This window comes from Kineobactrum sediminis, from assembly GCF_002868715.1.
Classification (GTDB): Bacteria; Pseudomonadota; Gammaproteobacteria; order Pseudomonadales; family Halieaceae; genus Kineobactrum; species Kineobactrum sediminis.
Genome location: NZ_PKLZ01000003.1, coordinates 630,530 through 644,568 on the forward strand (window position 1 = coordinate 630,530; position 14,039 = coordinate 644,568).

Below are 14,039 nucleotides of genomic sequence, written 5' to 3' on the forward strand. Positions count from 1 at the left end.
TAAGTCGGATGGAATCAGCATTACCCAAGGATCTGCGCCGCAAGCTCGAATCGGTGGTCGTTAAGGCTCGAGACATTGCAGAGGGCGCCGCCCGCACGGAGCTGGAGCGACTCGCGGTCGGCGAAAAATCGGCGGCCGGCTATCTCTCCGCTGCCGATCGCAAGTTGCGCAATCGGTTGCGGGCTCACGGCAGGCAATTGGGCGACCGCCGTAAACCGGACGGTGTGCAGGCTATCGACCAGCTGGCCACGGAGATTGCCTACGAACACTGGCATCGCATGCTGTTCGCTCGCTTCCTGGCGGAGAGTCATCTGCTGATCTATGAAGACGGCGTGACGCCACTCAGCATCGACGATTGCTTCGACCTCGCCGAAGAGGAAACCGGTGATCGCAGCCAAGGCTGGCAATACGCTTCTCGCTACGCCTCCAAGATGCTGCCGCAGATATTCCGGGTGGATTCGCCGGCCTTCGAGCTTAACTTTGCGCCCAACGACCAGAAGCAACTTGAGGACCTGCTGGCCTCCCTGGATGAGGCTACATTTCTCGCCTCTGACGCTCTGGGCTGGGTCTACCAGTTCTGGCAGTCCAAGAAGAAGGACGAGGTCAATGCCTCCGAGGTCAAGATCGGCGCACGGGAGCTACCTGCCGTCACCCAGCTGTTCACCGAGCCCTACATGGTCAGCTTCCTGCTCGACAATTCCCTGGGCGCCTGGTGGGCGGCGAGGCGGCTCAGCGGCGCCGACCTTGAAAACGCCAGCAGCGAAGAAGAACTCCGCCGGAAGGCGGCCATACCCGGTGCGCCGCTCGACTATCTGCGCTTTGTGCAGCAGGAAGGCGAGTCTGGCCATAAGCGTTGGACACCGGCGGCCGGAACCTTCGACGGCTGGCCGGAGCAACTCGCCGACCTGGAAACCCTCGACCCCTGCTGCGGCTCGGGCCACTTCCTGGTGGCGGCCTTCCTGATGCTGGTGCCGATGCGCATGGAGCGCGACGGTCTCCCGGCCAAGGAAGCGGTGGACGCGGTGCTGCGGGAAAACATCCATGGCCTGGAGTTGGACCAGCGCTGCGTGGAGCTGGCCGCCTTTGCCCTGGCGCTGACCGCATGGAAATACCCGAACGCTGGCGGCTTCCGCGTGTTGCCGGAATTGAATGTTGCGTGTTCCGGTTTGTCGGTGAGTGTGGCGAAAGAGGAATGGAAACAGCTTGGCTCTCATTTAGGCGGGGGCAAAAAGAACCTCCCCATCGCCCTCGACTGGATGCACGACACCTTCAAGGATGCGCCAGTGCTGGGCAGCCTGCTCAATCCCGCGAAAACCGATGCCGCCAAGCTGGTGCAGTGGGATGAGCTGTCCGGCGCGCTGGAGCAGGCGTTGAAGCAGGAGCAAAGTGAGGAGCAACAGGAAGTCGCTGTTGTTGCCCAGGGACTGGCAAAGGCCGCAACCTTACTTGCTGGGCGCTATGAATGGGTGATTACCAACGTGCCGTATCTGGCTCGCGGTAAGCAGAACGAGCGGTTGCGGGATTTCTGCGAAACGCACTATCCAGCCGCAAAGAATGATCTTGCTACTGTATTTTTGGAACGTTGTCTGGAGCTCTGCGTACAGGGGGGCACCTCCAGCGTTGTGCTACCTCAGAACTGGCTCTTCCTGACCAGCTACAGGAAATTCCGCGAGAAACTACTGAAGAACGATACCTGGCATTTGATTGCCCGGTTGGGTCCAGGAGCCTTTGAAACCATCAGTGGCGAGGTGGTGAAGGCCATCTTGATCAGCCTTAGCCGTGGCAATTCAACAAAAGAATCGGGCGGGCTGTTTGGTGATACCGGTAACGGCAACCGGATTCGCGGTGTGGATGTATCCGAGCCCCGAACCGCCGCCGACAAAGCGGCGCAGTTGCTGACTGCGGAAATCAAGAGCGTTGAACAGGCAAAGCAATTGGAGAATCCGGATGCGGCAATTCTCTTTGAAGAGTTGAGCAATGCGCCTGCTTTGGGTGAATATGCACTTGTTGGGTACGGTTCAAAACCAGGTCAAACCTCTCGTGTTACAAGAAACTTTTGGGAAATTTATTTTCCCATCCACGGTCACTGGCAATTAATGGAGTCTTCGCCAAGTGGCAATCATACTTATTGTGGTAAAGCCGAAGTTTGCCTTTCAATAGATGAAATTGAGCGTCAAGGAATTAGCGAATTTGGCGTTCGAGGTCGTGATGCTTGGAATCGGAAGGGCATAGCCTTTGCGAAAATGAGACACTTGCCGGCATCGATTTATTGCGGAGAGTTTTATGACGATAATACATACACTATTATCCCAAATAGTGATGATAATCTTCCCGCCTTCGCTTGCTACTGTTTTTCGCCAGCATTTAACGAGGATTTACGGAGAATAAATCAAAAGCTCAATGTCACTCGTGAATTAGTCGCGCAGGTCCCATTCGACCTCGACCACTGGGCCAAAGTCGCCGAAGAGGAATACCCCAACGGCCTGCCTAAACCTTACACCAATGATTCCACTCAATGGATTTTTCACGGCCATCCCTGTGGTTCGGTAGTCTGGGATGAGGAGAAAAAGTGGACCGCTCAGGGCCTGCCACGAACCGATGACGGTGTGCTCCAAGTTGCCGTTTCCCGCCTGCTTGGCTATCGCTGGCCCGTCGAGCTGGACGCCAGCATCGAACTGGCTGACGAACAGCGCGAATGGGTTACTCGCTGCGAGGCACTGTCACACTATGCCGATGATGATGGCATCGTCTGCATCCCTGCCGTGCGTGGCGAGCAGCCTGCCGATCAGCGCTTGGAAGCGCTATTGCAAGCCGCTTACGGCGAACAGTGGTCTCTCTCCGTTCGCGACAGATTGTTGGAGTCAACAGACTGCAAGAACAAGTCCATCGATTTCTGGTTGCGGGAAAAGTTCTTCGAGCAACACTGCAAGTCGTTCCAGCACCGGCCGTTTATATGGCATGTGTGGGACGGTCTCAAGGATGGCTTTTCCGCGCTGGTCAATTATCACCATCTGGACCGCAAGAACCTGGAGCGTCTGATCTATACCTATCTCGACGACTGGATACGAACTCAGAAGCACGATAAGGCTGAGGGCATAGACGGGGCCGGCGTTCGCCTTGCCGCAGCGGAGGGCCTGAAGCGCCGGCTGGAGCAAATTCTCGAGGGTGAGGCCCCTTACGACATCTTCGTCCGCTGGAAGCCGCTGGAAGAACAGCCCGTCGGCTGGACCCCGGACCTGAACGACGGTGTGCGCCTGAACATACGCCCCTTTCTGTCGGTGGAAGACGTGGGTAAGAAAGGCGCCGGTATCTTGCGCGCCAAGCCCAACATCAACTGGAACAAGGACCGGGGCAAGGATATGGTGTCAGCCCCTTGGTACAGTTTAGGCCTGGAATACGGCGAGGGTGAGGGCGCGCGAATCAACGACCACCATCTGTCCCTGGCCGATAAAAAGGTGGCAAGGGAGGCGTAGTCGTTGGGGTGGAATATTTATAACGTATTGATAGTTAAGAATAACTAACTAACATAAATTTTGCACAATATCATAACGAATGTTATTGTGCGACCAACACGTTATTAACTGGGCAGGCATGGGAAAGTTACTCGCGTCCACGGAATCTTACTTGAAGCGCGTTCTGGGAGATGCGGGTTGGCCTGTACCCTGGCAGCACGCAGGAGGGCTACCCCCTTACCTGCAGGAGCGCTACGAATTCGCACTTATGGACATCGCCCAAGTCGACTGCCTGCTGATGTTGCAGCGGGGCGATGACATGGAGACACCATCGGTTATCCGCAAACATATGGAGGCAGTCCGTCGCTCTGAAAGCGGCCCTGTCGTCTACGTCGCGGCGGCTGTGACCTCGTACGAGCGCCAGCGCCTTATCGAACAAAAGGTCCCATTCGTGGTGCCCGGCAAGCAGATGTATTTGCCGCCCTTAGGAATCGATTTACGCGAGCAGTTTGCACCGACCAGGAGTAAGGCCCGACGTCTGGGGGCTGTGGCCCAGATTCTGGTGTTGCGGGAAATCTTGCAGCCCGGGTTTTCCGCGGCGCCATCGGGTTACCTGGCTGAGCAATTGGGGTATAGCGCCATGACGCTGGTGCGCGCTACTACGGAGCTTGCCGAGTCTGAACTGGCTGAAGTGGAGCGCGTGGGCCGCGAAAAACATACGGCTTTTATCTATGAAGGACGGACGTTGTGGGAAAAGGCGAGAACTATGCTGAGCAGCCCACTACGCAAGCGGGTCTGGGTTAATGGCACCCCGTCTGTGCTTTCCGCACCTGCGGCGGGCGAGAGCGCGCTGGCCCATTACACCATGATGGCCGAGCCCCGCCATCCCACCGTAGCGGTGAACTCCAAGGACTGGCCGGGGCAGAAGGCGCTGCTGCAGTTGGACGAGGTGCCGGAGCGTTGGGAGGGTAGCCTGTGCGTGGAATTGTGGCGCTACAGCCCACGGCTAGTGCAAGACGCGCCTTGGGTGGATCGACTCTCCCTATGGTTGAGCCTGCAGGGCAACAGGGATGAGCGCATAGAGATGGCCATGGATGACTTGTTGAGAGGTGTCGAGTGGTAAGGGGGCTGAAACTATTCACTGAGCGGTTTGCACAGTACTCAGGCAGTTATGTACTGATCGGTGGTAGCGCCTGCGATGTGTTAATGGACGAGGCGGGCCTGGCATTCCGAGCCACCAAGGATCTGGACATCGTGCTCTGCGTGGAAGCGCTGTCACCGGCGTTCGTGGATGCATTCTGGGCCTTTGTGGAAGAAGGCGGCTACGAAATCCGTCAGCGCGGAGATGGCAAGCGGCAGTTCTACCGTTTCAGCAAACCGGCCAGCCGTGAATTTCCCTCAATGTTAGAGCTTTTCTCGCGTTCGCCGGAGGGTCTCGATATTGCGTTGGATTCTCACCTGACGTCCATTCCCGCCGAGGACGCGGTCAACAGTCTCTCCGCCATCCTGCTTGACGATGACTACTACCAGTGTATCCAGCGGGGTCGTCGGGAAATCGACGGCGTACCCATCTTGGGAGTGGAGTACATCATTCCTTTCAAGGTGCGGGCTTGGCTCGATCTTAGCCAACGCAAAGTCGCTGGAGAAGCCGTGGATAGTCGGGATATAAGGAAGCACCGCGGCGATATTTTTCGGCTTTATGGCCTGTTGCCGCGAGGCGATAGGGTGAAGGTTTCCGTCCCGATTCAGAGGGACCTGAAGGAATTCGTTGAGGCCATGCCCCGCGAGGCGGGGTTGAATATCGAAGACTTCGGCATTCGCCAACAATCGCTGGCCCAGGTGTTGGCTACCCTGGTCGGTGTCTATGCTCTGGAGCGATGAGATGACCGCGGTACTGCAAAAACTCGTTCACATCGTCCGCCAGGCGGGTAACTTCAACGCCAACGCCCAGGTGGCTCCCGCCGCGCTATTGTGGACAGATAAGGAGTCGCAGTGGCTGCCAGCGTTACCGCAGTTGCTGCAGGCTCTGCCCGAGCTATTCGTGTTTGGCGGCTATGATCCGGACCGACGTACCGGCCCGGCGATTTGGCTGCGCTGCGTGATCGCCGGTACGTTGCCGGCGGTTGAGGTTCCGGAAGGGCAGGTGCCCGTGATCTACCTGCCCGGCATTTCGCGCTCGGACCTACGCGCCATCGAGCAGACGCCGGACGCGATCAAGCCGTTGGCGGAGTTGCAATTTCGCGGCGCGGTATTCGGCCAGATCAATGGCAAGGACCTGACCGTTAACGCCTTTCTTACCTCAGGTAGCATGGGGCTGGGATTGGATGTCGCCAAGGATGCCAGCACACAAAAGGCGATGCTGGCCGGGCTGGCGCAACTGCTGGTGGAGCCTGCCTCATCCCTTGAGGGCAGGCGGTTGGAGGCCAGTGATTTCAATGCGCTGTTGAGCAGTGACCCGATTCGCGATCTGCTGACCTGGATGAATGCACCCACCGCTGCCCGTGCCGGCTGGGAGGGCAATCACTGGAACGCGCTCCGGGCGGAAATCAAGCCGGCCTTTGGCCTGGATATTGAGCGCGACGGCGAAATCACGGCCGCCGAACGCTTGTGTGCCCGTGAAGGCAAGTGGCAGCAGGTCTGGGACCGGTATTGCGAAAGCCCCGGCCAGTATGCGGATCTGGCTATTTTACTGGCCCGAGTTCCGCTGCCGGACTTGTTGGCGGACCGAGAAGCTTACCCTTCGGTCAATGCCGACGAAGAAACAAGCTTGCTGCAAGAGTTGCAGAAACTCACGACACTGTCGCCGGACAAGCTTCGCGCAAAGTTGCTTGAGCTGGAATGCTCACATGGCCACAGGCGTGCGTGGCTCTGGGCCTCGTTGGGGCAATCCCCAATGGCGCTATTACTCGGCGGCTTGGCCGAGGTCGCGGGGTTGACGCAATCGGCCTTTGCCGGCCTGACACCGGAGGAGATGGGTCAGCATTACGCCGAAAACGGCTGGTGCGTGGATGCCGCGGTGCTCAGCTGCCTGGCGGGGTGTCAGTCCGGCCAGCAGCGTAAATTGGCCGAGGATATTCTACACCTTGTGTATCAGCCCTGGTTGGCGGACCTCAACGAGCGCTTTCAAAAGCTGGTGCAAACCAAGGGCTATCCTGGTCACGGCGAAGTCAGCGAGGCGGTGGCCGAATACCAGGCGGATGGCGAGGTGGTGTTCTTCATCGATGGGTTGCGGCTCGACGTGGCCCATGCGCTGGTCGAATTACTAGGCAACGCGAACATTGGCGCCGAACTGCGTACTCACTGGTCAGCTCTACCGTCGGTAACGGCGACTGCCAAGGCTGCGGTAAGCCCGGTCCATCAACACCTGGTAGGTGAGGATAGCGATAAGGACTTCCAGCCCAGCGTGCAGGGACAGGGCGGGCTGACCCATGATCGATTCAAAAAGCTGCTTGCTCTACAGGGCTGGCAATATTTGGGGGAGGACGAGACAGGCGACCCACAAGGCCTTGCCTGGGTCGCCTGTGGGGATATCGACAAGGAGGGACACGCTAGCGAACTCAAGCTGCCTGGGCGCATACCAGCGATACTGGATGGAGTGGTGGAGCGCATTCAGACACTGATGCAAAGTGGCTGGCAGCGGATTCGCATCGTTACCGATCATGGCTGGCTGCTTGTGCCCGGTAAGATGCCCAAGTATGACTTACCCAAGCAGGCGGTGGAAAGCCGTTGGGGGCGCTGCGCGCAGCTCAAGCAGGGGGTAAAAGTTGACGGGTTAACGTTGCCGTGGCACTGGAACACCGGGACGCCGATTCATTATCCCCCGGGCATCCGGTCATTTATCGCTGGCAGGGCTTATGCACACGGCGGTGTGAGTCTGCAGGAATGCCTGGTGCCCGTCATCCGCATTATCAACGACACCAAACAGGCGGCCTCCGCTACCATCGAGAATATCCAGTGGAGAGGCTTGGTGTGCAGAGTAACCGTGAAGGCCGCGGGAGAGGGCTTGGTCGTGGACATGCGCACTAAGGTAGCCGACGGGGCCACCTCGCTGGTCACCCCGCACGCCATTGAGGGCGCCGCGATTAGGCTGATGGTAGAAGATGATAGCCATGAAGGATTGGCCGCAGTGATCGTTGTGGTGGACGCGGTGGGTAGTGTGGTGGCCAAGGCCTCCACCACGGTAGGAGGAGATGACTGATGGAGCTGGACCAACTCGACAGGAGCGCAGCGGAGGCGTTCGAGGGCTATATCGTGCGCAAGGACCTGGTGCGCCAGTTTAGCCGGCAGTTCCCGGTGCCTACTTACGTCGTGGAGTTCATGCTCGGGCGCTATTGCGCCACCATCGACGAGGAGGAGATCAAGGAGGGCCTGGAGATCGTCCAGCGGCAACTCTCCTCACGCACCGTCAAGGCCGGTGAAGAAGAGCTGTTCAAGGCCAACGCCTACAAGGAAGGAACGGTCAAACTCATCGACATGGTGAGCGTCAGGTTCAGCGAGAAGGATAATGGCTACCTGGCCACGCTGCCGAGCCTGCGCCTCACCAAGGTCCGCATCCCCGATAAGATCGTCGATGAAAACGAGCGCTTGTTGACGGGCGGCTTCTACGCCGAGATCACCCTTGAATATGATTCGATGATTGCCGAGGAGAAAGTTGGCAACCCGTTCGGTATTTTCGTCCTGAAGCCGATTCAGTTATCCAAACGCAACGTGCTTGATGTGATGGCCGAGGCGCGCAAGCGATTCAGCACCGAGGAGTGGAAGGATCTCCTGCTGCGCTCCATCGGGCTTGAGCCTGAACAGCTAACCGACGACGCCAAGAACGCGATGCTGTTGCGCATGGTGCCCTTTGTCGAGCGTAACTATAACCTGGTGGAATTGGGTCCCAGAGGCACCGGTAAGAGCCACCTGTTCCAGCAGGTGTCGCCTTATGCGCACCTGATTTCCGGTGGCAAGGCAACCGTGGCCAAGATGTTCGTTGACAACTCCTCTGGAAAGCGCGGCCTAGTATGTCAGTACGACGTGGTTTGCTTCGACGAGGTCAGCGGTATTTCCTTCGACTCCAAGGATGGCGTCAACATCATGAAGGGCTACATGGAATCCGGTGAATTCAGCCGGGGCAAGGAGAGCATCCGCGGCGACGGTTCCCTGGTCTTCGTCGGCAACTTTGAAGTCGACGTGGCGCACCAGCAGCGTATCGGCCATCTGTTTGGACCGTTGCCGGCGGAAATGCGCGACGACACCGCCTGGATGGATCGTATCCATTGCTATCTGCCTGGCTGGAATGTGCCCAAGATGAACAAGGACGTGCTCACCGACCACTTCGGCCTGGTGAGCGACTTCCTGTCCGAGTGCCTCAGCCGGCTGCGCAGCCAAAGCCGGGTGAGTACCCTGCAGGGCCGGGTGCATTTTGGCGGCGCGCTGAGTGGCCGGGACGTCAACGGCGTTAATAAGACCGTGTCGGGACTATTGAAACTGCTCTATCCGGGGATGGAGTCAGACGTCAGCAGCGAAGACCTGGAGTGGGCTGTCCGCCAGGCGCTGGAAGTGCGCCGTAGAGTCAAGGAGCAGCAGAAGCGCATTGGCTCGGCTGAGTTTCGTAACACACACTTTAGCTACATTATGGGCGACGATGGGGTGGAGCAATTCGTATCCACACCGGAGCTGCAGGCGGACAACTCCATCGGCACCGACCCACTGGAACCTGGCCAGGTGTGGGCGATCAGCGAGGGGGGGGCGGATGTTGATGATAATGCGGGACTGTATCGCATCGAAGTGAATGAGGGGCCGGGCAGCGGGGTGAAAATTCTGAATAATCCTGTTCCGCCCGCTTTTCGAGAGTCTGTCCGCTACGCGGAGCAAAACCTCTACACCCGTGCCGGCCAATTGGTGGGCGACCGTGACCCGCGCTCCCACGAATTTACGGTTCAGCTACGTGCCTTCGACGCCTCGAAGCGTGGCGCGAAGCTGGGTGTCCCAGCGTTGGTGGCTATGTGCAGCGGAATGTTAAAGAAACCCATACGTGGTGGGTTGATCATGGTGGGAGAGATCAACCTGGGCGGCTCTCTCGAACCAGTCATGAACGCGGTGAATGTTGTCGAATTGGCGGTGGAGAAAGGCGCCCAGGTAGTTTTGCTCCCCGTCAGTTGTAGAAGGCAGCTGTTTGACTTGTCAGATGATATGGCGACCAAAGTAGATTTGCAGTTCTACGCTGATGCGCGGGATGCGATGTTGAAAGCTTTGGTGGAGTAACGCAGCGCGACGCTCGAATGGCTGGTCAGAGGCAGATCCAGGAAAATAAAATTCAATTAATAGGGGCAAGGACTAACATGGGAGTGTCGAACTTCAAATTTCTAGAACAATTCCAGCCAAGTCTTAGTGAATACGGGCGTTGTGCAGAAAACTTTGCTTATGCTGACCCACAGAGCGCGATCGTCAAGATGCGGTGCTTCGCTGAAAAGTTCGTAGCTTTTATCTATGAAGAGCTGGGACTGCCAACTTACGGTGCCATAACTCTCTTTGAGAAGATTGATAACGCCGATTTTGTAAGGGTGGTTGAAGAATGTGTGGTTGATAAGCTTCATCTGATTCGAATGAAGGGAAATAAAGCGGCCCACGCCGACAAAGTAGGTGTCGAGGACGCCCTGGACGTTATCAAAGAGGGGTTTTTCCTCGGCGCGTGGATATTCTGTTCCTACCATGGGGGGGAAGTAAGTACGCTGCCGGAGTATCTTGCGCCTCGAGAGATTGGCGACTCTGCGGATGATCGCCAAAGTATCGATCAACGCGAAGCGGTAGAAAGCTCGCTCATACAAACACAGCAAGAGCTCGCCGACTTACAGCGCCAGCTCGAGGAGGCTCAGCTTCGCCTCAATCAGTTAGATGGGGCTATAGACGTCGATAAGGTCGAGTCGCTCAGATTAGGCAGCGCAGTGGCCATCGCATCCATTGATTTTCAAGCCGAAGAAACGCGAAGAAAAATCAACATGGTGGATGTCTTCGCAGAATATGATTTGACTCTTGGGCAAGCAGAACTGGTAGGCCGTTTAGATAAGTTCTTGACCTCAACCGACGAAAACGTCTTTTTACTTAAGGGTTATGCGGGGACAGGTAAGACCTTCATCACCAAGGGATTAACACAGTATTTTCGTGCTATTCGCCGCAACTATATCTTGGCGGCACCAACGGGTAAAGCTGCAAAGGTTATTGCGTATAAAACAGGTAGCGAAGCACACACAATCCACAAGACAATCTATTCCTTTAAGGATATTGCAGAATACAGAGACGACGATCTGGATGGCTCTGAAACGTATAAGTTTTACGCAAAGTTAGCGGTTAATGAGCAATCGGTCGATACGATCTATATTGTTGATGAGTCTTCGATGGTGTCTGATATCTACAACGAAGCAGAATTCTTTCGTTTTGGCTCCGGACATCTTTTGCGAGACTTTTTGAAGTTTGTGAATCTCGACCACAATGACCATAGAAAGAAAGTAATATTTATAGGCGACGATGCACAGCTGCCACCAGTGGGAATGAATTTTTCTCCGGCTCTGAGCAGTAAATACCTATCGAGCGAATATGGCCTCAATAGCACTGGGTACGAGTTGCGCGAGGTTGTTCGACAGAAAGCCGGCAGCGGCATTATGAGCAACGCCCAGATGCTGCGCGATTCACTTGAAAAGTCAGTATTCAATCAACTTGATATCGATATTGATTCTGCAGACGTGTATCACGTTGAATACGAGCATCTGCTTTCTGAGTACCTGCGGACTTGTGGTGGGAAAATTAACGCAGAATCTATTGTCATCGCACACTCCAACGCTGATGTCGCAGCTTACAATCGCCGTATTCGAGAGCATTTCTTTCCGAAAATGATCGACGTCGCTCCTGGCGATAAAGTTATGTCCGTTTCTAACAGTGGTAGATATGGGCTGTTCATTTCCAACGGCGATTTTGGTTTGATACGCCAGGTCTTGGGGGGAAGGGAAGAGCGGCAGATCTCTTTGAAGCGCAAATCGAAAGAGACCGGGGAGATAGAGAATACCCAGATAACACTTTGTTTCCGCGATGTTGAAATTGGATTCAAGGATCTCGACGGTCGGCCGCATTGGTTCGAGGCCAAGATCGTTGAAAACCTGCTTTATTCAGATGATCCAAATCTTTCGTCGGATGAAAACAAAGCGCTTTATTTGGATTTTTGCATCCGTAACCAGGGACTCAAGCGGAAAAGCCTTGAATTCAAAGAAAAGCTACAATGTGACCCTTACTTTAACGCACTTCGTCTCAAGTTTGGTTATGCAATCACCTGTCATAAAGCGCAGGGCAGTGAATGGAACAACGTCTTTGTAAAGTGTAAGACACACCAAGCTCAATTGAGTGCGGAATACTTTAGATGGCTATATACAGCGATGACCAGAGCGGCGAAATGTCTCTATGTCCTAGACCCTCCACACATTAAAATTGGAGGTAATATTCGAAGCACGGCTAGTCCGGGTGACCTAGGGTCTAATTCAGTCACTAAAAAAACGATTCCGGAACCCGCATCGACATCGTCAAATAGCAAAGCAGATTCGCACGAAGATCACTGTGATGGCGATGTTATGATCGAGGCCGGACTTCGCTCAGGTAATAAGTTTCTAGATGCCATATTGGGCCTTGTTCAATCGAAAATATGCAATAGTAATATTGTGATTAGTGAAATTCAGCACCAGCAATTCCAAGAATCCTATATTTTCTCGAAAGGCGCAGAGGTCGCTCGAATTAATATTAGCTATAACGGGAAGCGGAAAATTACATTCGTGAAGTTGCCTCAGCCATCGGATTTGGGTGGCCACTTGTTTGATGTGCTTTCGCCATTGCAGGGAGTCATCCCAACTTTAGATGACGATCAGATGGCATCAAGAGAAATTATATTTGCAGAAGATTTTCTGAACGCGTTTCATCAGCGAGTGCTAGGTGCCATGGAGAGCATTGGCGTCGAAGTTTCGGGAGTAGAGGAGCAGCAATACTGCCAAAGGTATAAGTTTCGCGATGAGACTGGCCTTGCCGTCGTCGATATATATTACAACGGCAAAAAACAGTTTGCGCATTGTAACCCCGTCAAGAGTCTAAGTACTTCTCAAGTGCTAACGGGCCAGATGATGCAGGTGATTACAGAAGGTCTGGTCTGATGGAGGAGCCACTGTTTCGAGTAATCACGAACCTGCGCAAGGCAGGTAATTTGGCCGAGGCTTGGGAAGTAGGCTGTCCTGCAGTCCAGGAGAACCCTCAAGATGCTTATTTGAAGGGCTCGTTTTTTTGGGTTTGTTATGACTATTTAAAGCAGGTGCAGGCACCCATCAAGCAGCGAGCCGAGGGCAATAACGGCAACATGCAGCCAAACCAGGGCGAGCTGGACCGTATTAACTTCTTAACCGACTGGATCGTTTGGTTGAATATTCCCACCGGTGGATTCGAATACCGAACGCTATTGCTGGTGTTTCAGAAGAACCTCGAGTTTTTGCCAAAACTCATACTGCTTCTATTTGTGCACAATGGATCACTTTTCGAGTCTGGTGACGAAGAGCCTTATCCAGGCGAGAAAGGCGAGTCGCCGAGCTTGATGCTGAATTTCGGACGGAAAGTGACCAAAGCCTGGTTAGTGTCCGAAGAGGTTCGGCAAATTGAGATTAGTGATCTTCGAACTTTTCTTGCGGCGGTTCGCAGTCGGGTAAAGGATCAGCAGAACAAAATATGGTTGGATTATGATGAAGCTAAATGCCTTATCGCGGTTGGAGAGTTGGATGAGGCAAGGGATCTTGTACTGCCAGTGCTGCGAAACAAGCAGACTGAGTCTTGGGCATGGGGCGCATTAGCGGCAACCTATCGTAAGGAAAGTAATGAAGCAGCGATTTCCTTATATGCTCAAGGCATACTCTCTGCCCACGAAGATACCTTTATTTTACCTCAGCTGGCTGCGATCGCGAAGTTGCTCGCGCAAGAGAAATTCTTTGATGCAGCATCGAAGTGCGTAAAACGTGCTATTGAATGTTATGAAACGAATGGTTGGCGGATTAAACCCAATTTCGAACAGCTAACCTCGGCGGACTGGTACGATCCGAATGTTGATTCTGGAGCTCTCCTGCCTTTTCTTCGCGATAGGGCGGCGAGTGCTCCGCAATACTTGTATGACGGGGTGCATGTCGCTCATGGCTTAGTTATTAATTTACACAAGAATGGAAAGGGGCTCCATCTGTACCTGGCGCCAGGGGAAGAAGTTTCGCTGCCCCTCCGCATTATGTCGAAAGGGAGCAATCCTTCTCTGGGGGATTATCTTGAGGTGCAGTTGGGTGAGGATGGAGATAGGAAAGTGGTTCTAGCTGCGAAATCGAGCGAGCCAGTTGACCTTCAGGGTGTTAGTTCTACTACCGATGCGCTACGGGTTACAGATAAGGGTTTTGGCTTTGTGGGCGATACCTTTGTACCTGCGCATCTAATTCATGAATGCAAAGATGGGGATAGTATAGACGTGCTTAGATACCGGAGCTACGACAATAAGAAGTCTCAATACGGCTGGAAGGCGCTACGGATCCGGCCTGCTTCGTAACG

General features: G+C 54.8%; 7 protein-coding genes. All 7 read left to right on the forward strand.

Annotated features, from left to right (window positions below; genetic code table 11):
- Positions 1 to 8 precede the first annotated feature (8 nt).
- The 7 genes from CWI75_RS08145 to CWI75_RS08175 all read left to right on the forward strand — a co-directional run bounded on the left by CWI75_RS08145 (position 9) and on the right by CWI75_RS08175 (position 14,037).
- On the forward strand, positions 9 to 3,473 hold the full coding sequence (locus tag CWI75_RS08145; protein ID WP_101520956.1) for an Eco57I restriction-modification methylase domain-containing protein: 3,465 nt from the start codon (positions 9 to 11) through the stop codon (positions 3,471 to 3,473).
- A gap of 151 nt (positions 3,474 to 3,624) precedes the next feature.
- On the forward strand, positions 3,625 to 4,575 hold the full coding sequence (locus tag CWI75_RS08150) for a hypothetical protein (protein ID WP_146003566.1): 951 nt from the start codon (positions 3,625 to 3,627) through the stop codon (positions 4,573 to 4,575).
- The gene (locus CWI75_RS08155) at positions 4,569 to 5,333 is read left to right on the forward strand and encodes a hypothetical protein (protein ID WP_101520958.1); all 765 of its coding nucleotides are present in this window, start codon (positions 4,569 to 4,571) and stop codon (positions 5,331 to 5,333) included. The genes CWI75_RS08150 and CWI75_RS08155 overlap by 7 nt, the downstream gene beginning before the upstream one ends.
- Positions 5,317 to 7,650 carry a BREX-1 system phosphatase PglZ type B gene (gene pglZ / locus CWI75_RS08160; RefSeq protein ID WP_101520959.1) on the forward strand — a complete coding sequence of 778 codons (2,334 nt, stop codon included), beginning with the start codon at positions 5,317 to 5,319 and terminating at the stop codon, positions 7,648 to 7,650. The genes CWI75_RS08155 and pglZ overlap by 17 nt, the downstream gene beginning before the upstream one ends.
- Positions 7,650 to 9,701 (forward strand): protease Lon-related BREX system protein BrxL, encoded by a 2,052-nt coding sequence (brxL, locus tag CWI75_RS08165; RefSeq protein WP_101520960.1) that lies wholly within the window; start codon positions 7,650 to 7,652, stop codon positions 9,699 to 9,701. The genes pglZ and brxL overlap by 1 nt, the downstream gene beginning before the upstream one ends.
- An 83-nt stretch (positions 9,702 to 9,784) precedes the next feature.
- Positions 9,785 to 12,622, forward strand: a complete 2,838-nt coding sequence (locus CWI75_RS08170; protein ID WP_206604664.1) for an ATP-dependent DNA helicase — start codon at positions 9,785 to 9,787, stop codon at positions 12,620 to 12,622.
- The gene (locus CWI75_RS08175) at positions 12,622 to 14,037 is read left to right on the forward strand and encodes a tetratricopeptide repeat protein (protein WP_101520961.1); all 1,416 of its coding nucleotides are present in this window, start codon (positions 12,622 to 12,624) and stop codon (positions 14,035 to 14,037) included. Before CWI75_RS08170 ends, CWI75_RS08175 begins: the two co-directional genes overlap by 1 nt.
- Positions 14,038 to 14,039 lie beyond the last annotated feature (2 nt).

What these genes read in the sequence shown, in the direction of transcription:
- CWI75_RS08175 (WP_101520961.1), top strand. Translation starts at nt 12,622, where the DNA reads ATGGAGGAGCCACTGTTTCGAGTAATCACGAACCTGCGCAAGGCAGGT.
- brxL (WP_101520960.1), top strand. Translation starts at nt 7,650, where the DNA reads ATGGAGCTGGACCAACTCGACAGGAGCGCAGCGGAGGCGTTCGAGGGC.
- pglZ (WP_101520959.1), top strand. Translation starts at nt 5,317, where the DNA reads ATGCTCTGGAGCGATGAGATGACCGCGGTACTGCAAAAACTCGTTCAC.
- CWI75_RS08145 (WP_101520956.1), top strand. Translation starts at nt 9, where the DNA reads ATGGAATCAGCATTACCCAAGGATCTGCGCCGCAAGCTCGAATCGGTG.